This window comes from Micromonospora sp. NPDC005305, from assembly GCF_040607315.1.
In the GTDB taxonomy this organism is placed as follows: Bacteria; Actinomycetota; Actinomycetes; order Mycobacteriales; family Micromonosporaceae; genus Micromonospora.
In genome coordinates, this window is record NZ_JBEXGL010000001.1 from 294579 (window position 1) to 319626 (window position 25048).

The 25048-nt window shown below is 73.2% G+C and carries 24 protein-coding genes; 16 read left to right on the forward strand and 8 right to left on the reverse strand.

Features of this window, described 5'->3' with window-relative positions:
* The gene (locus ABZS80_RS01400) at window positions 1–573 is read right to left on the reverse strand and encodes an NUDIX domain-containing protein (protein ID WP_355053893.1); all 573 of its coding nucleotides are present in this window, start codon (window positions 571–573) and stop codon (window positions 1–3) included.
* Between the two features lie 39 nt (window positions 574–612).
* Between ABZS80_RS01400 and ABZS80_RS01405 the strand changes: the two genes are divergently transcribed.
* Window positions 613–1674, forward strand: coding sequence for a hypothetical protein (locus tag ABZS80_RS01405; protein ID WP_355053894.1), 1062 nt, complete (start codon window positions 613–615; stop codon window positions 1672–1674).
* Window positions 1675–1925: 251 nt separating this feature from the next.
* Window positions 1926–2918, forward strand: a complete 993-nt coding sequence (locus ABZS80_RS01410) for a winged helix-turn-helix domain-containing protein (protein WP_355053895.1) — start codon at window positions 1926–1928, stop codon at window positions 2916–2918.
* A gap of 8 nt (window positions 2919–2926) precedes the next feature.
* On the opposite strand, the gene ABZS80_RS01415 is transcribed toward ABZS80_RS01410, so the two are convergent.
* Together ABZS80_RS01415 and cofD are read right to left on the reverse strand one after the other, a co-directional pair.
* Window positions 2927–4012, reverse strand: a complete 1086-nt coding sequence (locus tag ABZS80_RS01415) for a coenzyme F420-0:L-glutamate ligase (protein ID WP_355053896.1) — start codon at window positions 4010–4012, stop codon at window positions 2927–2929.
* Window positions 4009–4956, reverse strand: coding sequence for a 2-phospho-L-lactate transferase (cofD, locus tag ABZS80_RS01420; RefSeq protein WP_355053897.1), 948 nt, complete (start codon window positions 4954–4956; stop codon window positions 4009–4011). The genes ABZS80_RS01415 and cofD overlap by 4 nt, the downstream gene beginning before the upstream one ends.
* A 99-nt stretch (window positions 4957–5055) precedes the next feature.
* Here cofD and ABZS80_RS01425 point away from each other — a divergent pair, with 99 nt between their 5' ends.
* The 6 genes from ABZS80_RS01425 to ABZS80_RS01450 all read left to right on the forward strand — a co-directional run bounded on the left by ABZS80_RS01425 (window position 5056) and on the right by ABZS80_RS01450 (window position 11665).
* Entirely contained in the window at window positions 5056–5985 is a 930-nt protein-coding gene (locus ABZS80_RS01425) for a hypothetical protein (protein WP_355053898.1), read from the forward strand.
* Window positions 5986–6066: 81 nt separating this feature from the next.
* Entirely contained in the window at window positions 6067–8574 is a 2508-nt protein-coding gene (locus ABZS80_RS01430; protein WP_355053899.1) for a bifunctional FO biosynthesis protein CofGH, read from the forward strand.
* Window positions 8575–8727: 153 nt separating this feature from the next.
* Window positions 8728–9072, forward strand: a complete 345-nt coding sequence (locus ABZS80_RS01435; protein WP_355053900.1) for a hypothetical protein — start codon at window positions 8728–8730, stop codon at window positions 9070–9072.
* Window positions 9073–9162: 90 nt separating this feature from the next.
* On the forward strand, window positions 9163–10560 hold the full coding sequence (locus ABZS80_RS01440; RefSeq protein ID WP_355053901.1) for a DUF4331 domain-containing protein: 1398 nt from the start codon (window positions 9163–9165) through the stop codon (window positions 10558–10560).
* A 59-nt stretch (window positions 10561–10619) separates the two neighbouring features.
* Entirely contained in the window at window positions 10620–10913 is a 294-nt protein-coding gene (locus ABZS80_RS01445; RefSeq protein ID WP_151465658.1) for a phospholipase, read from the forward strand.
* Between the two features lie 491 nt (window positions 10914–11404).
* Window positions 11405–11665 carry a WhiB family transcriptional regulator gene (locus ABZS80_RS01450; protein ID WP_013284161.1) on the forward strand — a complete coding sequence of 87 codons (261 nt, stop codon included), beginning with the start codon at window positions 11405–11407 and terminating at the stop codon, window positions 11663–11665.
* A gap of 102 nt (window positions 11666–11767) precedes the next feature.
* Here ABZS80_RS01450 and ABZS80_RS01455 read toward each other — a convergent pair whose 3' ends face one another.
* On the reverse strand, window positions 11768–12217 hold the full coding sequence (locus ABZS80_RS01455) for a metallopeptidase family protein (RefSeq protein WP_091260118.1): 450 nt from the start codon (window positions 12215–12217) through the stop codon (window positions 11768–11770).
* A 153-nt stretch (window positions 12218–12370) separates the two neighbouring features.
* On the opposite strand from ABZS80_RS01455, the gene ABZS80_RS01460 reads away from it, so the two are divergent.
* On the forward strand, window positions 12371–12742 hold the full coding sequence (locus tag ABZS80_RS01460; protein ID WP_355053902.1) for a DUF3499 domain-containing protein: 372 nt from the start codon (window positions 12371–12373) through the stop codon (window positions 12740–12742).
* Between the two features lie 235 nt (window positions 12743–12977).
* Here ABZS80_RS01460 and ABZS80_RS01465 read toward each other — a convergent pair whose 3' ends face one another.
* The 4 genes from ABZS80_RS01465 to ABZS80_RS01480 form a co-directional block, all read right to left on the reverse strand.
* On the reverse strand, window positions 12978–14354 hold the full coding sequence (locus ABZS80_RS01465) for an FAD-dependent oxidoreductase (protein WP_355053903.1): 1377 nt from the start codon (window positions 14352–14354) through the stop codon (window positions 12978–12980).
* Window positions 14354–15088, reverse strand: a complete 735-nt coding sequence (locus ABZS80_RS01470) for a pyridoxamine 5'-phosphate oxidase family protein (RefSeq protein WP_355053904.1) — start codon at window positions 15086–15088, stop codon at window positions 14354–14356. Before ABZS80_RS01470 ends, ABZS80_RS01465 begins: the two co-directional genes overlap by 1 nt.
* Window positions 15073–16419, reverse strand: a complete 1347-nt coding sequence (locus ABZS80_RS01475) for an aspartate aminotransferase family protein (RefSeq protein ID WP_355053905.1) — start codon at window positions 16417–16419, stop codon at window positions 15073–15075. Before ABZS80_RS01475 ends, ABZS80_RS01470 begins: the two co-directional genes overlap by 16 nt.
* A 148-nt stretch (window positions 16420–16567) precedes the next feature.
* Window positions 16568–17080, reverse strand: a complete 513-nt coding sequence (locus ABZS80_RS01480) for an Lrp/AsnC family transcriptional regulator (protein ID WP_355053906.1) — start codon at window positions 17078–17080, stop codon at window positions 16568–16570.
* Between the two features lie 208 nt (window positions 17081–17288).
* Between ABZS80_RS01480 and ABZS80_RS01485 the strand changes: the two genes are divergently transcribed.
* Genes ABZS80_RS01485 through speB form a run of 7 tightly spaced genes read left to right on the forward strand, consistent with a single transcriptional unit; the run spans window position 17289 to window position 25022 of the window.
* A complete protein-coding gene (locus ABZS80_RS01485; protein ID WP_355053907.1) occupies window positions 17289–18473 on the forward strand; it encodes a spermidine/putrescine ABC transporter substrate-binding protein in 1185 nt (394 codons plus the stop codon).
* A 5-nt stretch (window positions 18474–18478) separates the two neighbouring features.
* Window positions 18479–19648 (forward strand): ABC transporter ATP-binding protein, encoded by a 1170-nt coding sequence (locus ABZS80_RS01490; RefSeq protein ID WP_355053908.1) that lies wholly within the window; start codon window positions 18479–18481, stop codon window positions 19646–19648.
* The gene (locus ABZS80_RS01495; protein ID WP_355053909.1) at window positions 19645–20556 is read left to right on the forward strand and encodes an ABC transporter permease; all 912 of its coding nucleotides are present in this window, start codon (window positions 19645–19647) and stop codon (window positions 20554–20556) included. Before ABZS80_RS01490 ends, ABZS80_RS01495 begins: the two co-directional genes overlap by 4 nt.
* Window positions 20556–21392: an ABC transporter permease gene (locus ABZS80_RS01500; RefSeq protein ID WP_355053910.1), complete on the forward strand. Its 837-nt coding sequence runs from the start codon at window positions 20556–20558 to the stop codon at window positions 21390–21392. Before ABZS80_RS01495 ends, ABZS80_RS01500 begins: the two co-directional genes overlap by 1 nt.
* Complete coding sequence (locus tag ABZS80_RS01505) at window positions 21389–22810, forward strand: FAD-dependent oxidoreductase (RefSeq protein ID WP_355053911.1); 1422 nt, start codon at window positions 21389–21391, stop codon at window positions 22808–22810. Before ABZS80_RS01500 ends, ABZS80_RS01505 begins: the two co-directional genes overlap by 4 nt.
* The gene (locus ABZS80_RS01510; protein ID WP_355053912.1) at window positions 22810–24012 is read left to right on the forward strand and encodes a saccharopine dehydrogenase C-terminal domain-containing protein; all 1203 of its coding nucleotides are present in this window, start codon (window positions 22810–22812) and stop codon (window positions 24010–24012) included. Before ABZS80_RS01505 ends, ABZS80_RS01510 begins: the two co-directional genes overlap by 1 nt.
* Window positions 24009–25022, forward strand: coding sequence for an agmatinase (speB, locus tag ABZS80_RS01515; RefSeq protein WP_355053913.1), 1014 nt, complete (start codon window positions 24009–24011; stop codon window positions 25020–25022). The genes ABZS80_RS01510 and speB overlap by 4 nt, the downstream gene beginning before the upstream one ends.
* The last annotated feature ends 26 nt before the right edge of the window (window positions 25023–25048 follow it).

Here is a 25048-nt window from a genome sequence, read left to right on the forward strand (position 1 = left end):
TCAGCCGGCGGCCCGCCGGGCCAGCGCCGCCAGCCCCGGCGCCACCAGCTGGACGGTCCCGTCGGCCAGTGGCTCGGGCAGCCGGTCCGGCGGGAACCAGCCCAGCGCCTCGGACTCGGCGCTGACCTGCCCGGTCGCCCCGGCGGGCGCCAGCACGGCGAACCGGACGTCGTAGTGCAGCGAGCCGCCCTGGCAGGCCACGGGGTGGATGTCCACGTCGATCGGTTCCGGGTCGATCACCAGGCCGGCGATCCCGGACTCCTCGGTGGCCTCGCGCAGCGCGGCCGCCGCCAGGGTCCGGTCGCCGGGCTCGCAGTGCCCGCCGAGCTGCACCCACTTGCGGAACCTGCCATGCAGGCAGAGCAGCACCCGGGCGCCCGTCGCGTCCAGCACCAGCGCGCTGGCGGTGAGGTGCCCGGGCCGGTGCGCCCGGCTCATCGCCACCGGCCCGGCCGCCAGCAGCGCCAGCGTCCGGTCCCGGTTCGCGGCGGCCGCCGGGCTGGTCGCCGCCCAGCGGCTCAGCACGGCGGTGGCGTCGGCGTGCAGGTCGGCGTACGTCTCGGTGTCCGGCACCCCGCCACTGTACGGGCGCGCCCTCCGTACCCTGGCCCGGTGACCCTCCGACTCGTCGAGTTCGTGGTGGCCGGCAACGAGGCCAGCGACCTGCTGCCCGTCCGCTCCCCGGCGCTGCTACGCGCCCATGGCGCCCGCCGGGGCTTCTGGACCGTCCTCGACGAGGGACCGGTGGAACGGTGCCTGGCGCTGCTGCTCGAACGTGCCGACGGCGAGTGGGTGGCGCACCACGTGGCCGCCGACGCCGGCCGGGAGAACGGCCGCACCGAGGACGGCGAGGCGCTCGCCCACCACGACGGCTGGGTGTACGTCTTCGGTTCGCACTTCGGCTCGAAGGCCGGCCCGCTGCGCCCCCGCCGGGCGTTCGTGGCCCGGTTCCGGGAGGGCGACGCCGCCCGCGGGACGCTGCCGCTGCACGTGGTGCGCAACCGGTTCCGGCTGCACCGGGCGATCAACGACGCGCTCGCCGCCGCGCCGCTGACCCCGCTGCCGGCGGGGGAGCGGGTCCGGCAGCGGTTCATCGTGGAGACCCTGGACCGGGGCGCCGCCCGGGCCAAGAGCTGGGTGAGCCGGCTCGCCGAGGACGACCTGCCCGTCAACGTCGAGGGGGCGGCCTTCACCCCGGCCGGGACGGTGCTGCTCGGGCTGCGTTTCCCGGTGACCGCCGAGGGCGAGCCGATCCTCGTCGAGCTGGCCGGTGTGGCCGACATGTTCGCCGCCGGCGGTGGCGCCGAGCCCGCCCGGCCGGAGCGGTGGCCGCGCGCCGTCGGGGCGTACGCGCTGACCGGGGTGACCCCGGCGGGCGCGCTGACCGGCTTCCGGGCCGTCGCGCCGACGCCGGACGGCGGCTACGCGGCGGTGATCGGCTCGATCGACGCGGTCGGCAAGGGCTCGGTGCTGCTGGACGACCACCCGCACGGCGGCCCGGTGACCTCGCGGCACGTCCGGTTCCGGCACGACGTCGGCCCGGACGCCCGGGTGGCGGGGAAGCTGGTGGCCGAGCTGGCGCCGTTCCACCACGTGGAGGGGCTGGCCGAGCTGGACGGGCGCTGCTGGTACGTCACCGACGAGGACCACCGGGTGGCGCTCTGGGTCGGCTGAGCGGTCGCCGGACGACACCTCTACGGAGAAGAGCCGCAGACCCTCGTGGTGCCGTCCGGCCGGCCGGCGCGCCCGCTGACCGACAGCCGGTTCGGCGATGCCGTGCCCCGGCTGGGTGGGCAAGAGGAAGTCTGCCAACCCGGCCGGGCACCGTCGAGGTTTTTCATCCCACGCTTAAAGATGGAGATAAGTACCGGCGGGTACAGTGCTCCACGTGGCGGGCACTCTCTCTGTCCGCCCGGGAGAGCTCCATGCTGAAGGTCATTTTCTCCCGCGAGGACATCCTCCGGACCAGGGTGGCCCCTGCCGCGGACCCGGTCTGGGAACTGGTCCTCAGCCTGCACCTGCTCCGAGGGCGCGGGCGTGACCCGCTCCTGACCGAGTGGCGACGCACCGTGGCCCGCGGGCTGCGGACGGACACCACCGCCGAACGCTACCGCCTGCTGCTCGCGCTCAACCCGCCCCGCGGCTACTTCCCCGACTTCCTCACCCCGTACGCCAGCAAGGACGGCCTGGACGCCGGGCTGGAGGCGGTCCGCGGCACCCCGGCCGACCTGCTCCGCCGCGACCTCACCCGCCTCGCCGAGGAGAACGCGCCGCCGGCGTCGGCGAGCGCCCTGGCCCGCGGCGAGCCCGAGGTGCTGACCCACCTGACCGACTCGATGGTCCGGTACCAGTCGCTGGCCGTCACGCCGTACTGGTCGCGGATCCAGGCGGCCGTGGAGGCGGACCGGGCCCGCCGCGCCCGGGCCATGCTCGACGGCGGCGCCGAGGGGCTGCTGACCAGCCTGCGGCCGAGCATGCGCTGGGCCGACGGGGTGCTCGAGGTCCTCGACTACCCGGACAGCCGCGAGCTGCATCTCGACGGCCGGGGGCTGCTGCTCGTCCCCTCGTTCTTCTGCGCGCGCACCCCGGTCGCCCTCCTCGACCCGAGCCTGCCACCGGTGCTGGTCTATCCCGTCGACCGGCTCGGCGGCCTCATGCCGGAGGCGGGCGGGGACGCCGACGCCGCGCAGCGGGAGGCGCTGGCCGCCCTGCTGGGCCGGACCCGGGCGGCCGTGCTGGAAGCCGCCGACGAGGGCTGCACCACCGGCGAGGTCGCCCGCCGGCTGCGCATCTCGGCCGCCGCGGCCAGCCAGCACACCAGCGTGCTCCGCAACGCCGGGCTGCTGGTCAGCCACCGCGAACGCAACACGGTCCTGCACACGCTGACCCCGCTGGGCCGGGCCGTCCTCGACGCCTGAGTGCGAGGTCAGACGGCCAGGACGGCGCTGGCCGCGCTTCCCGGCGGCGGGGGGAGCAGCGCCGATGGGACGCCCTCGGCGGCCAGCGCCGTGCGCAGCCGTTGCAGGTCGGCGCCGAAACGGACCAGGTCCGCCGGATCGACCGGGGCCGGCGGCGTGCCGAGGACCAGGCCGGTGGCCCGCGCCGGCCAGCCGGGCACGGTGGCGACCAGTCCGGCGCGTACCTCGTCGTCGGTGACGTGGGTGAGGACGGTGCCGGGCGCGACCACGTCGGCGACGGCGGCGATCGCCCGGTCGACGGCGGCCGGGTCGGCCGGGGCCGGGCCGGGGCCGTCGGCCAGGGTGGCCGCCTCCCGCAGGCCGGCGGCGCGCGCCTCGGCGGTGCCGAGGGAGAACAGGTCCAGCGAGGCGTCCCGGACCAGCGCCCCGGCCCCCTCGTCGTCGTCCCGGGTCTCGCCCAGGTAGCCGCGGATCACCGCGACCGGCACCTGGTCGCACTTGCCCTTGATCAGCTCGCCGGCCGCGGCCAGCTCGTCCACGACGGCCATCTGGGTGAGCTGGAGTTCGTTGCCGTAGGGGTCGATCTCGCCCCGGTGGTCGCGGATCGCCGGCATGCCGGCCACCCCGAGCGCCACGTCGGTGAGCCCGTTGCGCCACGGCCGGCCCATGGTGTCGCTGACGATGACCGCCACGTCGAGGTCGTAGCGCTCGCGCAGCGTGGTGCGCAGCGCACGGGCGGAGGCGTCCGGGTCCTCGGGCAGCAGCACGAGCCGGGTCTTGTCCACGTTGGACGCGTCGATGCCGGCGGACGCCATGACGAACCCGTGGTGGGTCTGCACGATCCGGGTGGTGCCGCGGGTGGCCACCACACGGGCGGTCTCCCCGGCCAGCACCTCGTCCCGCGCGGCGAGCCGGTCGGGCCCGTCGGCCGGCACGTCGACCAGCCGACCCTCCGCCTTCGACACGACCTTGCTGGTCACCACGAGCACGTCGCCGTCGCGCAGCCAGGGCGCGGCGGTGGCGATCAGCGCCGCCAGGTCGTCGCCCTCGGTCACGTCGCCGATGCCGAGCACCGGCAGGATCTCCAGCCTCACATCAGCTCCAACGCGGCTCGGACCATCGCCACCGTCGCGGCCTCGTCGGTCATCCGCAGCGGCGCGGGGCGCACCGTCACCTCCGGCACCGCGGTGCCCTCGTCCTCGGGCGCGACCAGCCAGCCGTCGAGCAGGCCGCCGGCCGAGCGGGCGCCGTAGAGGCCGCCCACCCCGGCCGCGCTGCACTCGACGCCGAGTACGGACAGGCAGCGGTCGGCCATGCCGCGGACCGGCGCGCCGCCGATGATCGGGGACACCCCGACGACCGGGGCCGGCCCTTCGGCGATCGCGTCGCGCAGCCCCGGCACGGCCAGGATCGGCGCGATGCTCACCACCGGGTTGCTGGGCGCGACGAGCACCACGTCGGCGGCCCCGATCGCCTCCAGGACGCCGGGCGCCGGCTTCGCCGCCTCCGCCCCGACGAAGACGAACCGGTGCGTCGGCACGTCCGCCCGGTGGCGGACCCACCACTCCTGGAAGTGGATCGCCCGCTGGCCGCCGTCGAGATCGATCACCACATGCGTCTCCAGCCGGTCGTCCGTGGCCGGCAGCAGGCGTACGCCGGGCTGCCAGCGGGTGGCCAGCGCCTCGGTGACCTCGGACAGCGGGTAACCGGCGTTGAGCATGGTGGTGCGCACCAGATGGGTGGCGAGATCCTTGTCGCCCAGGCCGAACCAGGCCGGCTCGGCGCCGTACGCGGCCAGCTCGGACTTGACCGTCCACGTCTCGCCGACCCGGCCCCAGCCCCGTTCCGGGTCGGCGCCCCCGCCCAGCGTGTACATGACGCTGTCCAGGTCGGGGCAGACCTTCAGCCCGTGCAGCAGCAGGTCGTCGCCGACGTTGACCACGGCGGTCACCTCGGCCCCCACCTCCCGGGCGTACGCCCGGACGCCGAGCAGGAACCGGGCGCCCCCGATGCCGCCGGTCAGAACCACGATGCGCATGACGTCCATCCTTGCGCACGCGCCGCCGTCGATCGCCCGGTGGCCGGAGAGACTACGCTCACTCCGGCAACTGTCCGTTTTCGTCCCCAGGGGGAGTCCGTGACCAGCCCCGCCGAGCCCGCGTCCGGCGACACCACGCAGGCCAGCCAGTTGACCAAGCCACTGCGCGAACTGGCCGCGCTCGTCCTGCTCGGCGCGAACGCCGTGCTCCTCTTCGTCGGCCTGCTGCGCCTGCTGGTGCCGGTCGACGACTACAGCACGTTCAGCGGCCGGGCCGGGAGCACCTTCTTCGCCTTCGTCGGCCTGGAGTCCACCGTCCTGCCGGTGCTGGCCGTGCTGCTCGCCACCCACGTCCGCCCGGTGCTGCCGAGGGCCAAGCTGATCACCCAGGTGGCGCTGGTCGAGTACGCCGTCGCCGCGGTGTTCGGCGCGCTGACCCTCCTGATCTGGCTGGTCGGCCGGCTCGCCGACGGCAAGGTGCTGGACGCCTTCCTCGGCCTGCTCACCCGGGTGGCCTGGCTGGCCGTCTTCGCGGTCGCCGCGTTCGTGGTCTTCAAAATCTGGCGCACCCTCTACTACGTGGCGAAGCCGAAGCCGCAGCCCGGCGTCTACGGCCAGGCGCAGCCCGGCTGGCCGCAGCAGCCCGGCGGCTACCCCGCCCCGGGCGGGTACCCCGGCGCGCCGCAGCAGCAGGGTGGCTACCCGCAGCAGCCCGGCGCGTACGGCCCGGCCCAGCCGGCGCCGCCGTTCAACACCGCCCCGCCGCACGCGCCACAGTCGAGCCCGCCCTTCGGCGCCCCGCAGTCGATCCCACCGTTCGGCGCCCCGCAGTCGGGCCCGCCCCTCGCCGGCCCGCAGTCCGCGCCCCCGTACGGCGGTGCCCCGCACGTGGCGCCCCCGTTCGGCCAGCCGCCGTCGGCCGACCCGACGCAGGCGATCCCGCGCCAGCCGGCCGACCCCGGCCAGCCGGCCCCGCCGGACGACCGTACCCAGCGCTTCGACCGGGAGGACCCGAACTTCCCGCGCTGAGCCGCTGTCTTTCGCGGCCGCCCGCCCGTCTCCTCGTCGGGGGCGGGCGGGCGCCGACCGCCCAGCGCATAGGCTGGGCGGATGGTTGATCGCAGCGAGCCCGTGCCGACCGAGGCGAGCGTCCGGCGGGCCCTGGGCCGGGCCGCCACCGGCCGGGCGGTGGACGTGGCCGAGGCGAGCGCGCTGCTCACGGCGCGCGGCACGGCGCTGGACGAACTGCTCCGTATCGCGGGCGAGATCCGCGACGCCGGGCTGCGGGAGGCCGGCCGCCCGGGTGTCGTCACCTTCTCCAAGAAGGTGTTCATCCCGCTGACCCGGCTCTGCCGGGACCGCTGCCACTACTGCACCTTCGCCACGGTGCCGCACCGGCTGCCCGCCGCCTACCTGGAGAAGGACGAGGTCCTCGCCATCGCCCGGGAGGGCGCCGCGCAGGGCTGCAAGGAGGCGCTGTTCACCCTGGGTGATCGCCCCGAGGAGCGCTGGCCGGCGGCCCGGCGGTGGCTGGACGAGCGGGGCTACGACTCCACCCTCGACTACCTGCGCGCCTGCGCCGTGGCCGTGCTGGAGGAGACCGGCCTGCTGCCGCACCTCAACCCGGGCGTGCTGTCCTGGTCGGAGCTGCAACGGCTCAAGCCGGTCGCGCCGAGCATGGGCATGATGCTGGAGACCACCGCGACCCGGCTCTGGTCCGAGCCGGGCGGCCCGCACTACGGCTCGCCGGACAAGGAGCCGGCGGTGCGCCTGCGGGTGCTCGACGACGCCGGCCGGGTGGGCGTGCCGTTCACCACCGGGCTGCTGATCGGCATCGGGGAGACCCTGGCGGAGCGGGTCGACGCGCTCTTCGCCATCCGGCGCGCGCACCGGGAGTACGGCCACCTCCAGGAGGTGATCGTGCAGAACTTCCGCGCCAAGCCGGACACCGCGATGCGGGGGATGCCCGACGCGGAGCTGCACGACCTGGCGGCCACGGTGGCGGTGGCCCGGGTGCTGCTCGGCCCGAAGGCCCGGATCCAGGCCCCGCCGAACCTCATCGAGGGCGAGTACGACCTGCTGCTGCGCGCCGGCATCGACGACTGGGGTGGCGTCTCGCCGGTCACCCCGGACCACGTCAACCCGGAGCGCCCCTGGCCGCACCTGGACGAGCTGGCCCGGCGTACCGGGCAGGCCGGCTTCACCCTGCGCGAGCGGCTGACCGTCTACCCGGAGTACGTCCGGGCCGGCGATCCGTGGCTCGACCCGCGCCTGCTGCCGCACGTCACCGCCCTGGCCGACCCGGAGACCGGGCTGGCCGTCGAGGCGGCCCGCCCGGTGGGCCGGCCGTGGCAGGAGCCGGAGGAGGTGTTCGGCGGGCGGACCGACCTGCACGTCACCATCGACACCACGGGGCGGACCGGGGACCGGCGGGGCGACTTCGACGACGTCTACGGCGACTGGTCGGAGGTGGCCGCGAAGGTCACCGTGCCGGCGGCCGTGGCGAGCGACCCTGATCTGCGCGCCGGCCTGCGGCTGGCGGCCGAGGATCCGGCCGCGCTGCTGGACCCGGCGCACGAGGCGAAGGCGCTGGCGCTGTTCGGTGCGGACGGCCCGGCGCTGGACGAGCTGTGCCGGATCGCCGACGACGCGCGGCGGGACGCGGTCGGCGACGACGTCACCTACGTGGTCAACCGCAACATCAACTTCACCAACGTCTGCTACGTGGGCTGCCGGTTCTGCGCCTTCGCGCAGCGGGAGAGCGACGCCGACGCGTTCCGGCTCTCCGTTGCGCAGGTCGCCGACCGGGCCGAGGAGGCGTGGGCGGCCGGCGCCACCGAGGTCTGCCTCCAGGGCGGCATCGACCCGAAGCTGCCGGTCACCGGCTACGCCGACATCGTCCGGGCGATCAAGGCGCGGGTGCCGGGGATGCACGTGCACGCGTTCTCCCCCATGGAGATCGTCACCGCGGCCGCGAAGGCGGGCGTGCCGGTGCGGGAATGGCTGCTCCAGCTCCGCGAGGCCGGCCTGGACACCATCCCGGGCACCGCCGCGGAGATCCTCGACGACGACGTGCGCTGGGTGCTCACCAAGGGCAAGCTGCCGGCCGCCGCCTGGGTCGAGGTGGTCGGCACGGCCCACGAGCTGGGCATCCGGTCCAGCTCCACCATGATGTACGGCCACGTCGACCACCCCGGCCAGTGGCTGGCCCACTTCCGGGTGCTGGCCGGCCTGCAGGACCGCACGGGCGGCTTCACCGAGTTCGTGGCGCTGCCGTTCGTGCACACCAACGCGCCGATCTACCTGGCCGGCATCGCCCGGCCCGGCCCGACGTGGCGGGAGAACCGGGTCGTGCACGCGATGGCGCGGCTGCTGCTGCACGGCCGCATCGCCAACATCCAGTGCTCCTGGGTGAAGCTCGGCGACGCCGGCACCGTCGAAATGCTCCAGGGTGGCTGCAACGACCTGGGCGGCACCCTCATGGAGGAGACCATCTCCCGGATGGCCGGCTCGGGCAACGGCTCGGCGCGCACCGAGGAGCAGCTCCGGGGGATCGCGGCCGCGGCGGGCCGGCCGGTCCGCAAGCGGACGACCGCGTACGGTCACGTCGGCGCGTAGCGTCGAACCTTTCCCCGCCGCCGGCCGTACCAGTGGATGCCGGCGGCGGTTGCGGCGAGGACCGCCGCCGGCATCCCCAAGCCCGGGGCACCCGGCGGCGTCCGGGCCCCGGCCCAGTGTGGGCGCTGCGGCGCCGGCCCGGAAAGGTTGCCCATGACCAGTGATGAGCCGAAGCGGGACATTGATGAGCCGCAGTGGGCCATTGACGAGCCGCAGCCGGCCGCTGATGAGCCGAAGCGGCGGCCCTGGCCGCGACTGACCCGCCGGCAGACGTTGACCGCCGCCGCGAGCGCCACCCTGGGCGCCGCCGCACTCACCGTGCCGGGCCTGTCCGCCGCGCAGAACGCCCCCTCCGCGGCCCGGCGCGACGAGCCGATCGTGGTCCACCTCCGCGACGCGGCCTCCGGCGCCATGGACGTCTTCGTCGGCACGACCCGGATCCAGGTACGCGACCGCGGCCTGGCCGACCGCCTGGTCCGCGCCGCCGCCCGGCGCTGACCGCCCCCGCGCCACCGGCGCGGCTCTCCCGGCGCGCGGCTCCCGGCGCCGGTCCCGACTTCCGCTACCCCGACGAAGGTGTGGTCCGCCATGTCCTCTCACCGCGAGGCCCCGGAGATAGCCAAGGATCCGGTCGCCGACAGCTCCGACCTGTACGCGTTCGTCAGCCCGAGCCAGCCCGACACCGTCACGTTGATCGCCAACTACGTGCCGGTGCAGCTCCCCTCCGGCGGCCCCAACTTCTTCGAGTTCGGCGACGACGTCCGCTACGAGATTCACGTCGACAACGACGGCGACGGTAATCCGGATGTCACCTATCGTTTCGAATTCACCACGGAGATCACGAATCCGAACAGCTTTCTTTACAACACCGGGCCGATCGACTCGCTGGACAGCAAGAACTGGAACCGGCGCCAGTTCTACCGGTTGACCCGGATCGCCGACGGCCGGGAGCGGGTGCTGGCGCACAAGCTGCCGTGCCCGCCGTGCAACGTGGGGCCGCTGTCCACGCCCAAATACCAGGACCTGGTGCGGCAGGCGACGTTCCGGCTGTCGACCGGGGAGAAGGTCTTCGCCGGCCAGCGGGCCGACGGCTTCTTCGTCGACCTGGGCGCCATCTTCGACCTCGGCACGCTGCGCCCGTTCCAGCAACTGCACGTGGCCGGCAAGAAGCTGTTCAAGACCGAGGGCGAGCCGGTCAACGCGCTGGACCGGTTGAACGTGCACAGCATCGCCGTGCAGGTCCCGCTCGCCAAGGTCCGGCGCAAGGCCGGCCGGTACGGCTACGCCGACCGCGCCTCGACGATCGGCGTCTGGACGACGGCCTCCCGCCAGCAGGTCCGCGTCCTCGGCGACCGGGTGGCCGCGGACACGGCCGCCGGCCCCTTCACCCAGGTCTCCCGGCTCGGCAACCCGCTGTTCAACGAGGTCGTCGTGCCCATGTCCAGGAAGGACCTGTGGAACACGCTGCCGCCCACCGAGGACAAGCGGTTTGCCCAGTTCGTCGAGCAACCCGAGCTGGCCGCGCTGCTGCCCGCGCTCTACCCGGGCGTGTTCCCCAACCTGGACGCGCTGAACAAGTCGAAGAAGCCGCGGGCCGACCTGGTGGCGATCCTGCTCACCGGCGTGCCGGCCGGCCTGATCGACGGCTTCGCCAACACCACGGGCGACCTGCAGGCCGACATGCTGCGGCTGAACACGGCCATCCGGCCCAACCGCAAGCCGGACCGGTTCGGCGTGCTCGGCGGCGACCTGGCGGGCTTCCCGAACGGCCGCCGGGTGGGTGACGACGTGGTGACCATCGCGCTGCGCGCGATCGCCGGGGTGACCGTGCCGCTGGTCGACAAGACGTTCAAGCCGGACGCGGCGGCGACCGCGGTGACCCCGGGGCTGAGCGCCGCCGACGTGACCGCGCCCTTCCTGGGTGACTTCCCGTTCCTCGGCACGCCGTACGACGGGTTCAACAACCCGCCGGCGAAGAAGTCCTGAGCGGAGGGTCCGTGCACGACCATCACCACGCCCTCGGCCCCTCGCAGAGCGGCAGCGTCATGCTCGACCTGGGCGGCGAATCCGGTGCGCTGATCATCCATACCGGACGCGACCTGCACGGCCGCGAGATCGAGATCAGCCGGGCCGATCGGGACGAGCCCCGGACCCACTCGGCCGTACGCGAGCGGCACGTCCACGGCGGTGTCGTCCACTGCGCCGTCTACCCGGACCTGGCCGCCGGTCTCTATACCGTCTGGTGGGACAGCGCCACGCCGGCCGGCGCGATCTCCGTCACCGGCGGCGCGATCGCCGAATTCGTGTGGCCGGCCGGCTCACCTCCGGGCGCTGACTGACCGCTCAGCCCGCCGCACCGCCGCGCCCCGTCCACATGTTGGACGGGGCGCCGTCGGCGTTTCCGGGCTCGACGGGCGGTACCGCGCGGGTCGGGTTAACCTTGCGCCCACCAATGCTGATCTTGGACGGTGTCACGACGACCGCCCGGGTGCGGTCCGCCGGAAGCCTCCACCGGGGGCCGCCGGCGGTGTCCACACCGGTGCGCCACGGCAGAAAACTTGGGGCAACTCGCCGGGGAGGGCGTTACTCGTCCGGGGTCTGAATCGATAGGGCAGGTTGCGAGGGTCGGGCGGCCACCACGGCCGTCCGGACGTGTCGGGAGGGCGACTCCATTATCAAGTTTGGCTTGACGGAGCACGCATTACACGCGTGTAATTTGAATGGGGTTGTTCGCGCGGAACGCAACAAATTGTGACCGGACGAACAAGCACGCCTTTCGCGTGGGGGGTTGCAGCGGCGATGACGCCGGTGCGCGACAAGGAGGCAACGGATGGACGGCCAGCTCGAGGTGGCCGACCTGCTCGGAAACGCGCCGGAGTGGCAGGAGCGGGCGCTGTGCTCGCAGACCGACCCGGAGGCGTTTTTTCCCGAGAAGGGCGGCTCGACCCGCGAGGCGAAGCGCATCTGCTCGCGGTGTGAAGTGAAGACGGAGTGTCTCGAATACGCGCTCGGCCACGACGAGCGGTTCGGGATCTGGGGTGGGCTCTCCGAGCGGGAGCGGCGCAAGCTCAAGCGGCGCGTCGCCGCCTGACACGCGTACCGGACCGGGTGGTGGGGGCCGCCCGGGGTCCGGGGCCGACGACCCGGCCGGCGGGGGCCGGCCGGGACGCGGTAGCGGTCGGGCGGTGCCGGCTCAGGCCAGTTCGTCGGGGTCGACGCCGAGCAGGTTCGCCACCTGCTCGATGATCACGTCGTGCACCAGGTCCGCGAGGTCCTCACGGTCCATGGCGCGGAACTCCAGCGGCCGCCGGTAGAGCACGATCCGCGGCGGCACCTCCTGCCGGCCCGGGCGCCCGGGCAGCAGCCGGGCGAGCGGCACCTCGCCGTCCTCCAGCACGTCCGAGTCGTAGACGTTCAGATCCGGCGGGACGTCCTCGACGGCGAACTCGACCCCCGCCAGCTCCTTGGCGAAGCGGCGTTCGAGCGTCTCCACCGTGTCCAGCACCAGGTCGTCGAAGACCTCGGCCTTGGTCCGGGCCAGCGGCACGGTGGCCGGCACCAGCCGCCCCCGCAGTCCCCGCCCGTGGCGGTCGCGGTGGGTGCGCCGGCCGGAGCCGGGGCGGCGGTTTTCCGGGCTCGTCATGACGCACAGGGTAGCCCGCGCACCCGGGCCGCCCGCTGTGGCGCCGTCGGCCCGGCGCGCCGAGCCGCCGATCCGACGAATGTGATCACCACGACGGGCGTGTCGCAACGCGAAGCGGTGCGCCGCACCCGGTAATGGGGATACCCTGCCGCGGTGAGGTCACCACGGCGCTGCTCCCGTAACGGCTGCCCCCGGCAAGCGGTCGCCACATTGACCTATGTCTACAACGAGTCCACGGCCGTGGTGGGCCCCCTCGCCGCGTTCGCCGAGCCGCACACGTACGACCTGTGCGAGCCGCACGCCCGCAACCTGACCGCCCCGCGCGGCTGGGACGTGGTGCGCCACGAGGGCGAGTTCGAGCCGCCGCCGCCCACCACGGACGACCTGGTCGCCCTGGCCGAGGCCGTCCGCGAGGCCGCCCGCCCGGCACCGCCGCGCCCCCCGTCGAACGACGACCACGCGCCTCCCCAGGCCCCCCAACAGGGCCGCCGAGGCCACCTCCGCGTAATCCCCCCAAACCACTAACCCCCACCGCCCGGCCCAGGCCCGCCCCCGCGCGCGCGTCCGCCCCGCCCGGGTCTGCCCCCGGTGATCATGAAGTTATTGCCCCACGCCTCGGCGTGTCGTGGCAATAACTTCATGATCAACGCTCCGGGCCGCCCCGGCGCGTGGTTGATCAAGAGGTTTGCGTCAGGAATCGGGCTCGGGATGACCGAAACTTCTTGATCAACAGGGTGGGGCGGGGTGGCGGGGTGGGGGGTCAGTGGCCCAGGAGGTGGGTGAAGGCTTGGGCTCGGCGTGAGGGGCGGTTCTTGCGGGACTCCGCCTCGTCCGCCGAGAACATGACCTTCAGGCCGGCGTTGACGGCTAGCCAGCGCAGGGGTTCCGGTTCCCACTTCGGGGAGCGGTGGTTGACCCAGGGGAGGATGGTCAGGTCGGTCTGCTCGCCGCGGATCAGATCGGCCAGGGTACGGCCGGCCAGGTTGCTGGTGCCCACGCCGTCGCCGACGTAGCCGCCGGCCCAGGCCAGCCCGGTCGACCGGTCCAGGCCCACCGAGGCGGCCCAGTCCCGGGCCACGCCGAGCGGCCCGCCCCAGGTGTGCGTCACGGGCACGTCCGGCCCGAGCGCCGGGAAGAGTTCGCCGAGCACCCGGCGCAGCGCCGCGAAGACGCGGGGCTCCCGGTCGAAGTCGGGGCGGACCCGGGAGCCGTAGTGGTAGGGAGCGCCCCGCCCGCCGAACGCGAGCCGGCCGTCGGCGGTGCGCTGGCCGTAGATGATGACGTGCCGGTAGTCGGAGAACGTTTCCCGCTCGGCCAGCCCGATCTCCGCCCAGGTCGCCTCGGGCAGCGGCGCGGTGGCCACCATGAGCGAGTAGACCGGCGCCACGGCCCGCCGCTGGCCGGGCAGGGCCGGGGTGAAGCCCTCGGTGGCCCGGACCACCACGGGTGCGCGGACCACGCCGGCCGGGGTCACCGCTGCCCCGGGGCGCAGGGCGGTCACCGGGGTGCGCTCGAAGACGCGTACGCCCCGGCGCTCCACCGCCGCGGCCAGGCCCCGGACCAGCTTCGCCGGGTGCACGGCGGCGCAGTGCGGGGTGTACGTGCCGCCGCGTACCCCGTCGGCGTAGCAGCGGGCGGCGGCCTCGGCGGCGTCGAGCAGCACCAGGTCGGCGGCGTCGAGCCCGTGTTCGCGGGCTTCCGCCACGGCGGACCGGGCCCGGCCGAGCTGCACGTCGGTCCGGGCCAGCACCACCGTGCCGCCGGCCGTCCAGTCGCAGTCGATGCCCTCGGCGGCGACCACCCGGCCGACCTCGCGGACCGTCTCGTGCATGGCCCGCTGCATGGCGAGCGCCCGGTCCCGGCCGTGCCGGCGGGCCAGCGCCGGCAGGGAGGTGGGGAAGAGGGCGGAGCACCAGCCGCCGTTGCGGCCGGAGGCGCCGTAGCCGGCGATCTCCTTCTCCAGCACGACGATCCGCAGCGTCGGATCGGCCGCGGCTAGGTAGTAGGCCGTCCACAGCCCGGTGTAGCCGGCGCCGACGATCACCACGTCGGCGTCGGTGTCGCCGGGCAGGCCGGGGCGCGGGGTCAGCGGCCCGTCCACGCTGGACAGCCAGTACGACAGGTCCTGGTAGCGCATCACCACTCCGGTGGGGGCAGGTCGTGGCGCAGCCGCGGGTCGGGCTGCGGGGTCCCGTACGTCTCGACGACCGGCACCACCCCGGCCCACACCGGCCGGTGGAGGTCGTCCTCGGGGTCGTCGGGTGGGCCGGCGCTGATCTTCACCGAGCACTCGTCCAGCGGCAGGGCGAGGACCAGCGTGGCGGCCAGCTCCCTGGCCGAGGGCGGCCGGATCTCCGCCCAGCGGCCGGGGAGCAGGTGCTCGGATAGGCGGTGCAGCGCGGCCGCCTTCGCCTCGCCGGTGAGTGTCGTGAGGGTGCCGAGCACCATGGCGCAGCGGTAGTTCATCGAGGACTCGAAGGCGCTGCGGGCCAGCACCAGCCCGTCGAGCAGGGTGACGGTGAGGCAGGCCGGCGCGCCGGCGGCGAGGTGCCGGAACAGCCGGCTGCCGGTCGAGCCGTGCACCAGCACCCGCTCGCCGTCCCGGGCGTACGCGACCGGCAGGGCGTACGGCTGGCCGCCTTCGGTGACGGCCAGGTGCGCGACGCGGCCGGCGTCGAGGACGGCGTGCAGCGCCGCCCGGTCGTGGACGGCGAGGTCGGGCAGCCGGCGTACCCGGGTCCGCTCGGTGCCGCCGACGGCGGTCGCGGGTCCGGCGGCGGTGGGCGCGGTCCGGTCCCCGACGGTGCGGGGCCGGTCCCCGGTGTCCCGGGAACCGGCCCCGTCCGGGCCGCCGGTCAGAGGCGCGACCATGCCTCGGTCAGCACGGCGCGCAGGATCTGCTCGATCTCGTCGAACTGCTGCTGCTGGGCGATCAGCGGCGGGGCGAGCTGGATCACGGGGTCGCCCCGGTCGTCGGCGCGGCAGTAGAGCCCGGCCTGGAAGAGCGCGGTGGAGAGGAAGCCGCGCAGCAGCCGCTCCGACTCGGCGTCGTCGAAGGTCTCCCGGGTCGTCTTGTCCTTGACGAGTTCGATGCCGTAGAAGTAGCCGTCGCCCCGGACGTCGCCGACGATGGGCAGGTCGTTGAGCTTCTCCAGGGTGGACCGGAAGGCGCCCTCGTTGGCCCGGACGTGGCCGACCAGGTCCTCCCGGGCGAAGACCTCCAGGTTGGCCAGGGCGACCGCGCAGGAGACCGGGTGCCCGCCGAAGGTCACCCCGTGGGCGAACATGCCGGTCTCGGTGAGGAACGGCTCCATGAGGCGCTCGCTGGCGATCATCGCGCCGAGCGGGGCGTAGCCGGACGTGATGCCCTTGGCGGTGGTGATGATGTCCGGCTGGTAGCCGTAGCGGACGGCGCCGAAGTACTCGCCGAGCCGGCCCCAGGAGCAGATCACCTCGTCGCTGACCAGCAGCACGTCGTACGCGTCGCAGATCTCCCGGACGCGCTCGAAGTAGCCGGGCGGCGGCGGGAAGCAGCCGCCGGAGTTCTGCACCGGCTCCAGGAAGACGGCGGCGACGGTGTCCGGTCCCTCCCGCTCGATGGCCCGGCCGATCTCCTCGGCGGCCCAGCGACCGAACGCCTCGGGGTCGTCGCCGTGCTCGGGGGCGCGGTAGAAGTTGGTGTTCGGCACCTTGATGCCGCCGGGCACCAGCGGCTCGAAGTCGCTCTTGATGCTGGGCAGGCCGGTGATCGACAGCGCGCCCATGGAGGTGCCGTGGTAGGCGATGTAGCGGCTGACCACCTTGTACTTGTTCGGCTGGCCGGTGCGCTTGAAGTAGGCCCGGGCCAGCTTCCACGCGGCCTCGACGGCCTCGGAGCCGCCGGTGGTGAAGAAGACCCGGTTCAGGTCGCCCGGTGCCAGCGCGGCGATCTTCTCGGCCAGCTCGACGGCCTTCGGGTGGGCGTACGACCACAGTGGGAAGTAGGCCAGTTCGCCGGCCTGCTTGGCGGCCGCCTCGGCCAGTTCGGTCCGGCCGTGGCCGGCGTTGACGACGAAGAGCCCGGCGAGTCCGTCCAGGTAGCGGCGGCCCTGCGAGTCCCAGACGTACGCGCCTTCGCCGCGCACGATGGTCGGGACCTCGCCGGCCGAGTAGCTGGCCATCCGGGTGAAGTGCATCCAGAGGTGGTCGGTGGCGTTGGCCATGTCAGCCCCATCGGGTCTCGGGCCGGTCAGGGGTGACACCGGCCGCTCTGCCCACGGTTATCCCACAACCAATGCCGATCACGCAAGCATCAGGGGCGAACGACAACGGATTCAGCGCGCCGTGTTTGTCACGGCAACGGAATCCGTATCAGGCCGTTCCCCAGCTGTAGGTCTGCTTGCGCAGCTTGAGGTAGACGAACGCCTCCGTGGAGACCACGCCCGGCACCCCGCGCAGCCTCTGGAGGATCTCCAGCAGGTGCTCGTCGTTGCGGCAGACCACCTCGGCCAGCAGGTCGAACGACCCCGCGGTGATCACCACGTAGTCGATCTCCTCGAACTCGGCCAGCCGGTCGGCCACGCTCTCCAGGTCGCCGTCGGTCCGCAGGCCGATCATGGCCTGGCGGGGGAAGCCGAGCTGGAGCGGATCGGTCACCGCCACGATCTGCATGACCCCGGCGTCGAGCAGGCGCTGCACCCGCTGCCGCACCGCCGCCTCGGAGAGGCCGACCGCCTTGCCGATGGTCGCGTACGGGCGCCGCCCGTCCTCCTGGAGCTGCTCGATGATCTGCTTGGCCACGTCGTCGAGCAGAGCGTGACTCGCGCCTTCACGCACGGTCACGCGACGGCTGCCGTTGCCGTTCTCCAGTTGCCGATTGGCCATCGTCCGCTCCCCATGTCCGAATCCTCGTCCTGAGCGTAGTGCCCCGGCGCAGTCTGGCGTATTTCGTGGTCCATAGCTATTCCCGCAACGGAATCCCTTGTAAGGGAGGTCACCTCATGTCAGGATCAGTCGTCCATCGCCACTGACCCTCCCGCCGGCGCGCCACCCCCGTCCCGCCGCCGACGATGACCCCCCGAGGAGTCGTCACATGCGTAGTCCCCTCCGGCACCTCACCCGGCGCGGTCTGCTCACCGGGACCCTGGGCTCGGCCGCGTTGCTCGCCACGGCGGGCACCATGGCCGCCTGCGGGACCAAGGGCGCACAGCAGACCGAGGCCGGTTGCAAGAGCGACGACCTTTCCGCCACGGAGAAGAAGCTGGCCTTCTCGAACTGGCCGCAGTACATGGACGTGGACGAGAAGGACGAGTCCAAGCGTCCCACCCTGGACGCGTTCATCGCGAAGTCCGGCATCCAGGTGACGTACACCGAGGACGTCAACGACAACAACGAGTTCTTCGGCAAGGTGCAGAACCAGCTCGCCGGTTGTCAGACGACCGGACGCGACCTCATGGTCCTCACCGACTGGATGGCGGCCCGGATGATCCGGCTCGGCTGGATCCAGAAGCTGGACAAGGCGAAGCTGCCCAACGTCGAGGCGAACCTGCTGCCCTCGCTGCGCGGCCGCTCCTTCGACAAGGACAACCAGCTCGCCATCCCGTGGCAGTCCGGCCTGGCGGGGCTCGCGTACAACGCCAAGGTGGCCAAGGAGATCCGCACGGTCGACGAGCTGCTCACCCGCCCGGACCTGAAGGGCAAGGTGACCGCGCTGTCGGAGATGCGGGACACCATGGGCCTGCTGCTCCAGTCGAACGGGCACGACCCGGCCAACTTCACCCCGGCGCAGTTCGACGACGCGCTGAACAAGCTGAAGAAGGCCGTGGACTCCAAGCAGATCCGCAAGTTCACCGGCAACGACTACGCCCCCGACCTGGCCAAGGGCGACATCGCCGCCTGCATCGGCTGGTCCGGTGACGTGGTCCAGCTCGGCTTCGAGGACGAGAAGATCAAGTTCGTGGTGCCCGAGTCCGGCGTGATGCTCTGGTCGGACAACATGCTGGTGCCGAACAAGGCCGGCCACAAGGCCAACGCCGAAGAGCTGATCAACTACTACTACGACCCGGCGGTCGCCGCGAAGCTCGCCGCCTACGTCAACTACATCTGCCCGGTCCAGGGGGCGCAGGCCGAGATGGAGAAGATCGACCCGGATCTGGCCGCCAACCCGCTCATCTTCCCGGACGACGCGATGCTGTCGAAGTCCAAGGTCTTCATGGCCCTGGACGAGAAACAGGAGAAGGAGTACGAGGCCAAGTTCCAGCAGGTCATCGGGGCGTGAGAGATATGGCCACGAAAGCGCGGGAGCGCGAGACACCGGCCGGCGACCTGCGGCTGGCCAACCTGACCAAGCGCTTCGGCATCTTCACCGCGGTGGACGACCTCAGTCTCACCATCCCGCAGGGCTCGTTCTTCGCCCTGCTCGGAGCGTCCGGCTGCGGCAAGACCACCACCCTGCGGATGATCGCCGGGCTGGAGGAACCGACCAGCGGGCAGGTGCTGCTCGGTGACCGGGACATCGCCGGGCTGCGGCCGTACAAGCGGCCGGTGAACACGGTGTTCCAGAGCTACGCGCTCTTCCCGCACCTCGACATCCACGAGAACGTGGCCTTCGGCCTGCGGCGGCGCGGCATCCGCGCGGTGACCGACCAGGTCGAGCGGATGCTCGCCCTGGTGCAGCTCGAAGGGTACGGCCGGCGCAAGCCGGCCCAGCTCTCCGGCGGCCAGCAGCAGCGCGTGGCGCTGGCCCGGGCGCTCATCAACCACCCGCAGGTGCTGCTGCTGGACGAGCCGCTCGGCGCGCTCGACCTCAAGCTGCGCCGGCAGATGCAGATCGAGCTGAAGCGGATCCAGACCGAGGTCGGCATCACCTTCGTGCACGTCACCCACGACCAGGAGGAGGCCATGACCATGGCCGACACCGTCGCGGTGATGAACGCCGGCCGGATCGAGCAGCTCGGCGCCCCCGCCGACCTCTACGAGTACCCGGCCACCGCGTTCGTGGCGAACTTCCTCGGCCAGTCCAACCTGCTGGCCGGCGAGGCCGCCGGCCGCAGCGGCGAGGACGTGGCGGTCACCGCCCACGGCGCGCGCTTCTCGGTGCCCGCCGGGCGGGCCCGGACCGACCAGGGAACGGTCTTCCTCGGGGTACGTCCCGAGAAGCTGCACCTGGCCGGCAGCCCCGACGAGGTGCCCGCCGGCCACCAGCACGTCGGCGGGGTGGTCACCGACGCCTCGTACGTCGGGGTGAGCACCCAGTACCTGGTACGCACGGCGTGGGGCAGCGAGCTGTCCGCGTTCGCCGCGAACAGCGGGGCCGGCGGACGGCTGCCCGTCGGCGCCCCGGTGACCGCGCACTGGGACCCGCGGCACGCCTTCCTGCTGCCCCGGGCCGCCGGGGAGGACGACCAGACCAGCCCGGTGCTCGACGAGCCGCCGGTGGGTGCGCTGTCATGAGCGCCCTGGCCCACGTACCGACCCCGGCCGGGCAACCGGCCGCGCCGCCGGGGGTCCGCCGGGGGCGGCGCAGGCTGCTGCCGTACCTGCTGCTGCTGCCCGGCGCCGCCTGGCTGCTGGTCTTCTTCGTCCTGCCGCTGCTCCAGCTCGCCGCCGCGAGCCTCTACGACCCGAGCGGATCCTTGGCCACCGGCTACGCCATGACGGGCGAGGTCGGCAACTACTGGGACGCGCTGAGCGCGTACTGGCCGCAGTTCGCGCGGTCGTTCGCCTACTCGGCGATCGCGCTGGTGCTGGCCCTGCTCATGGGCTACCCGCTGGCGTACGCGATCGCGCAGAAGGCCGGCCGGTGGAAGAACCTGCTGCTGGTCGCCGTGGTCGCGCCGATGTTCACCAGCTTCCTGGTCCGCACCCTGGCCTGGAAGACCATCCTGTCCGACAACGGCGCTCTGGTCGGCCTGCTGCGCGACGTGCACCTGCTCGGGGCCGACGGCCGGCTGCTGGCCACCCCGTTCGCGGTGGTGCTCGGCCTGACGTACAACTTCCTGCCGTTCCTGGTGCTGCCGCTGTACGCGAGCCTGGAGCGGCTCGACCCCCGGCTGCTGGAGGCGGCGAGCGACCTGTACGCGAGCCCGCTGCGCGCCTTCCGCCGGGTCACCCTGCCGCTGTCGATGCCCGGGCTGATCGCCGGCACGCTGCTCTTCTTCATCCCGGCCACCGGCGACTACATCAACGCCGAGCTGCTCGGCACCCCGAACGAATACATGATCGGCAACGTCATCGACTCGGCGTTCCTGGTCCGGCTGGACTACCCGCAGGGCGCGGCGCTGTCGTTCCTGCTCATGGCGGCGATCCTGGCGATCGTCTTCGTCTACCTGCGCAAGGCCGGCACGGAGGAGGTGCTCTGATGAGGCGTTGGCTCGCCGACCGGTGGGTGATGGGCGTGGCGCTGCTCGTCCTCGGCTACCTGTCGCTGCCGATCATCGTGGTCGCCGGGCTCTCCTTCAACCGGCCGTCGAGCCGGCTGTCCTACGACTTCAACGAGTTCACCCTCGACAACTGGACCCACCCCTGCGCCACGTCCGACATGTGCGACGCCGTGGTGCGCAGCATGGAGATCGGCCTGATCGCCACGGTCGTCTCCACCGTCCTCGGCACGCTCATGGCGTTCGCCCTGGTCCGGCACGGCTTCCGCGGGCGGTCCGGGATCAACGGCCTGATCTTCCTGCCGATGGCCACCCCCGAGCTGGTGATGGGCACCTCGCTGCTCGCCCTCTTCGTGGCCGCCGGGGTGCCCCAGGGCTTCTGGACCATCGTCATCGCGCACGTGATGTTCTGCGTGTCGTTCGTGGTGGTGACCGTGAAGGCCCGGCTCGCCGGCATGGACCGGCGGCTGGAGGAGGCCGCCATGGACCTCTACGCCAGCGAGTGGCAGACCTTCCGCCGGATCACGCTGCCCCTGGTGCTGCCCGGCATCGTGGCCGCCGCGCTGCTGGCCTTCTCGCTCAGCTTCGACGACTTCATCATCACGAACTTCAACGCCGGCACCACGGTCACGTTCCCCATGTACGTCTGGGGCGCCGCCCAGCGGGGCATCCCGCCGCAGGTCAACGTCATCGGCACGGCGATGTTCGCGATCGCGCTGCTGCTGGTCGGTGCCAGCTCGCTGCGCGGCCGGCGGGCCCGGCGCGCCGCTCTCGCGGCACCCGTCGCCGCCGTCGGCGCTCCCAAGAGCGCGTCATGACACTTCCGCATACCGGCCGGGCGCTGGCCGACGCCGCGCCCGTCCCGTACTGGCTCGACCGGCCGGACCGCCCGGATCCGCTGCCGCCGCTGACCGGCGCCCACGACACCGACCTGCTGGTGGTCGGCGGCGGGTACTCCGGGCTCTGGACCGCGCTGCTGGCCAAGGAGGCCCACCCCGACCGGGACGTGCTCCTGGTCGACGCGGGCACCTGCGGCTGGGCGGCGTCCGGGCGCAACGGCGGGTTCTGCGCCGCCTCGCTCACCCATGGCCTCGCCAACGGGGCCGAGCGGTGGCCCGACGAGATCGCCGAGCTGGAACGGCTCGGCCGGGAGAACCTGGACGCCATCGCCGCCACGGTGGCGAAGCACGACATCGACTGCGACTTCGAGCGCACCGGGGAGCTGGCGGTCGCCGTCGAGCCGTACCAGCTCGCCGGTCTCGCCGAGGATGCCGACCTGGCCCGCCGGTACGGCCACGACGTCCGGCTGCTCGACCGGGACGAGGTGCGCGCCGAGGTGGCCTCGCCGACGTACCTCGGCGGGATGTGGGACCGGGACCGGGTGGCCCTGCTCGACCCGGCGAAGCTCGCCTGGGGGCTGCGCCGCGCCGCCCTCGACCTGGGGGTCCGCATCCACGAGCACACCCGGGTCACCGGGCTGGCCCGCGACGGCGGCGCGCTGCGCGCCGCCACGGCCGGCGGCCCGGACGCCGCACCCGGGGCGGTGCGGGCCCGGCAGGTGGTGCTGGCCACCAACGCGTTCCCGCCGCTGCTGCGGCGGCTGCGCGCCTGGCTGGTGCCGGTCTACGACTACGCGCTGATGACCGAGCCGCTGAGGCCCGCCCAGCGGGAGGCCATCGGCTGGCGCAACCGGCAGGGGCTGGCCGACACGGGCAACCAGTTCCACTACTACCGGATCACCGCCGACGGCCGGATCCTGTTCGGCGGCTACGACGCGGTCTACCACTACGGCAACCGGATGGCCCCCGAGCTGGAGCAGCGCGAGGCCACCTTCACGGCCCTGGCGTCGCACTTCTTCACCACCTTCCCCCAGTTGGAAGGGCTGCGGTTCAGCCACCGCTGGGGCGGCGTCATCGACACCTGCACCCGGTTCTGCGCGTTCTTCGGCACCGCCTATGAGGGGCGCCTGGCGTACGCGGCCGGGTTCACCGGGCTCGGCGTCGGGGCGACCCGGTTCGGCGCCCGGGTGATGCTCGACCTGCTCGGCGGGGAGGAGACCCCGCTCACCCGGCTCGACCTGGTCCGCCGCAAGCCGCTGCCGTTCCCGCCGGAGCCCATCCGGGCCACCGGCATCCATCTCACCCGCTGGTCGCTCGCCCGCGCCGACGCGCGGGAGGGGCGGCGCAACCTCTGGCTCCGTACTCTCGATCGTCTTGGACTGGGGTTCGACTCCTGATGCGTATCCTCCTCGTCGGCGCCGGTGGCGTCGGCTCCGCCGCCGTCGCCATCGCCGCCCGCCGTTCCTTCTTCGAGACCATGGTGGTCGCCGACCACGACCCCGCGCGCTCCGCGCGGGCGGTCGCCGGCCACGGCGACCGGTTCGTCGCCGCGACCGTCGACGCCTCCTCGGCCGAGGCCGTCGCCGCGCTCTGCCGGGAGCACCGGATCACCCACGTGCTGAACGCGGTCGACCCACGCTTCGTCATGCCGATCTTCGACGGCGCGTTCGCCGCCGGGGCGGACTACCTGGACATGGCGATGTCGCTGTCCCGCCCGCACCCGGACGCGCCGCACGCCGAGACCGGGGTGAAGCTCGGCGACGAGCAGTTCGCGGTGGCCGCCGCCTGGGCGGAGGCCGGCCGGCTGGCGCTCTGCGGCATCGGCGTCGAACCCGGCCTCTCCGACGTCTTCGCCCGCTACGCCGCCGACGAACTGTTCACCGAGATCGACGAGATCGGGGTACGCGACGGCGCGAACCTCACCGTCGACGGCTACGACTTCGCCCCCTCGTTCTCCATCTGGACCACCATCGAGGAGTGCCTGAACCCGCCGGTCGTCTGGGAGGCCGACCGGGGCTGGTTCACCACCCCGCCGTTCTCCGAGCCCGAGGTGTTCGAGTTCCCCGAGGGGATCGGCCCGGTCGAGTGCGTCAACGTGGAGCACGAGGAGGTGCTGCTCATCCCGCGCTGGGTGAAGGCGAAGCGGGTCACCTTCAAGTACGGCCTCGGCGACGAGTTCATCGAGGTGCTGAAGACCCTGCACAAGCTGGGCCTGGACTCGACCCGCCCGGTGCGCGTCCGCGGCGTCGAGGTGTCGCCGCGCGACGTGGTGGCCGCCTGCCTGCCCGACCCGGCCACCCTGGGCGACCGGATGCGCGGCAAGACCTGCGCCGGCACCTACGTGACCGGCACCGGGCCGGACGGCCGGCCGCGGCGGGTCTACCTCTACCACGTGGTCGACAACGAGTGGTCGATGGCCGAGTACGGCCACCAGGCCGTGGTCTGGCAGACCGCGGTCAACCCGGTCGTGGCCCTGGAGCTGCTGGCCACCGGGGCCTGGTCCGGCACCGGCGTGCTCGGCCCCGAGGCGCTGCCCCCGCGGCCCTTCCTCGACCTGCTCACCGGCTACGGCTCGCCGTGGGGAATGGAGGAGCGGTGACCCGCTACGGCCCGATGTACGGCCCCGACGTGACGTTCCTCGGCGTGCCGCCGTGCACCCTCGAAGAGCCGGTGACGTACGCCGACGCCGACGTCGTGATCGTCGGCGCGCCCTTCGACGGCGGCACCTCGCACCGGCCGGGCACCCGCTTCGGCCCGTCCGCCATCCGCCAGGCCTGCTACCTGCCGCACGACGGCTCCCGCCCGTCCCTGGCCCTGCGGGTGGACGCGCTGCGGGACCTGTGCGTCTACGACGCCGGCGACGTCGAGATGTTCTCCGGCGACATCGAGCGCTCGCTGGCCGCGCTGGAGACCGCCGTGCACGCGGTCGCCGCCGCCGGGGCGATTCCCATCGTGCTCGGCGGCGACCACTCGATCGCGCTGCCGGACGCCACCGGGGTGGCCCGGCACCACGGGCTCGGCCGGGTGTCCCTCGTGCACTTCGACGCGCACGCCGACACCGGGGACATCGAGTTCGGCTCGCTGCACGGGCACGGCCAGCCGATGCGCCGGCTCATCGAGTCCGGCGCGGTACGCGGTGACCGCTTCCTCCAGATCGGCCTGCGCGGCTACTGGCCGGGCCCCGAGACGCTGTCCTGGATGGCCGACCAGCGGATGCGCTCGTACGAGATGACCGAGGTGGTGGCACGCGGCCTCGACGAGTGCCTTTCGGAGGCGTTCGTGATCGCCACCGACGAGTGCGAGGGCGTCTTCCTCTCCGTCGACGTGGACGTCGTCGACCCGGGCATGGCACCCGGCACCGGCACCCCCGAGCCGGGCGGGTTCACCTCCCGGCAGCTCCTCGACGCCGTCCGCCGGGTCTGCTACGAGCTGCCGGTGGTCGGCGTGGACCTGGTCGAGGTCGCCCCGCCCTACGACCACGCCGACATCACCGCGTACCTCGGCAACCGGGTGGTGCTGGAGGCCCTGTCGGCGATCGCCCGCCGCCGCCGCGACGCCGCCGGCGGCGACCCCTGGAACCCGAGCCAGCCCCTCCTCGACGCCCGCTGACGCTCCTCCCCGCTGTTTAGTTCGGG

Bases quoted from the DNA above. Each gene is read 5' to 3' on its own strand.
- ABZS80_RS01500 (WP_355053910.1), top strand. From the start codon at position 20,556: ATGAGGCGTTGGCTCGCCGACCGGTGGGTGATGGGCGTGGCGCTGCTC.
- ABZS80_RS01475 (WP_355053905.1), bottom strand. From the start codon at position 16,419: ATGGCCAACGCCACCGACCACCTCTGGATGCACTTCACCCGGATGGCC.
- ABZS80_RS01435 (WP_355053900.1), top strand. From the start codon at position 8,728: ATGACCAGTGATGAGCCGAAGCGGGACATTGATGAGCCGCAGTGGGCC.
- ABZS80_RS01465 (WP_355053903.1), bottom strand. From the start codon at position 14,354: ATGCGCTACCAGGACCTGTCGTACTGGCTGTCCAGCGTGGACGGGCCG.
- ABZS80_RS01450 (WP_013284161.1), top strand. From the start codon at position 11,405: ATGGACGGCCAGCTCGAGGTGGCCGACCTGCTCGGAAACGCGCCGGAG.
- ABZS80_RS01455 (WP_091260118.1), bottom strand. From the start codon at position 12,217: ATGACGAGCCCGGAAAACCGCCGCCCCGGCTCCGGCCGGCGCACCCAC.
- ABZS80_RS01440 (WP_355053901.1), top strand. From the start codon at position 9,163: ATGTCCTCTCACCGCGAGGCCCCGGAGATAGCCAAGGATCCGGTCGCC.
- cofD (WP_355053897.1), bottom strand. From the start codon at position 4,956: ATGCGCATCGTGGTTCTGACCGGCGGCATCGGGGGCGCCCGGTTCCTG.
- ABZS80_RS01410 (WP_355053895.1), top strand. From the start codon at position 1,926: ATGCTGAAGGTCATTTTCTCCCGCGAGGACATCCTCCGGACCAGGGTG.
- ABZS80_RS01485 (WP_355053907.1), top strand. From the start codon at position 17,289: ATGCGTAGTCCCCTCCGGCACCTCACCCGGCGCGGTCTGCTCACCGGG.
- ABZS80_RS01470 (WP_355053904.1), bottom strand. From the start codon at position 15,088: ATGGTCGCGCCTCTGACCGGCGGCCCGGACGGGGCCGGTTCCCGGGAC.
- ABZS80_RS01480 (WP_355053906.1), bottom strand. From the start codon at position 17,080: ATGGCCAATCGGCAACTGGAGAACGGCAACGGCAGCCGTCGCGTGACC.
- ABZS80_RS01445 (WP_151465658.1), top strand. From the start codon at position 10,620: ATGCTCGACCTGGGCGGCGAATCCGGTGCGCTGATCATCCATACCGGA.
- ABZS80_RS01510 (WP_355053912.1), top strand. From the start codon at position 22,810: ATGCGTATCCTCCTCGTCGGCGCCGGTGGCGTCGGCTCCGCCGCCGTC.
- ABZS80_RS01505 (WP_355053911.1), top strand. From the start codon at position 21,389: ATGACACTTCCGCATACCGGCCGGGCGCTGGCCGACGCCGCGCCCGTC.
- ABZS80_RS01490 (WP_355053908.1), top strand. From the start codon at position 18,479: ATGGCCACGAAAGCGCGGGAGCGCGAGACACCGGCCGGCGACCTGCGG.
- ABZS80_RS01430 (WP_355053899.1), top strand. From the start codon at position 6,067: ATGGTTGATCGCAGCGAGCCCGTGCCGACCGAGGCGAGCGTCCGGCGG.
- ABZS80_RS01495 (WP_355053909.1), top strand. From the start codon at position 19,645: ATGAGCGCCCTGGCCCACGTACCGACCCCGGCCGGGCAACCGGCCGCG.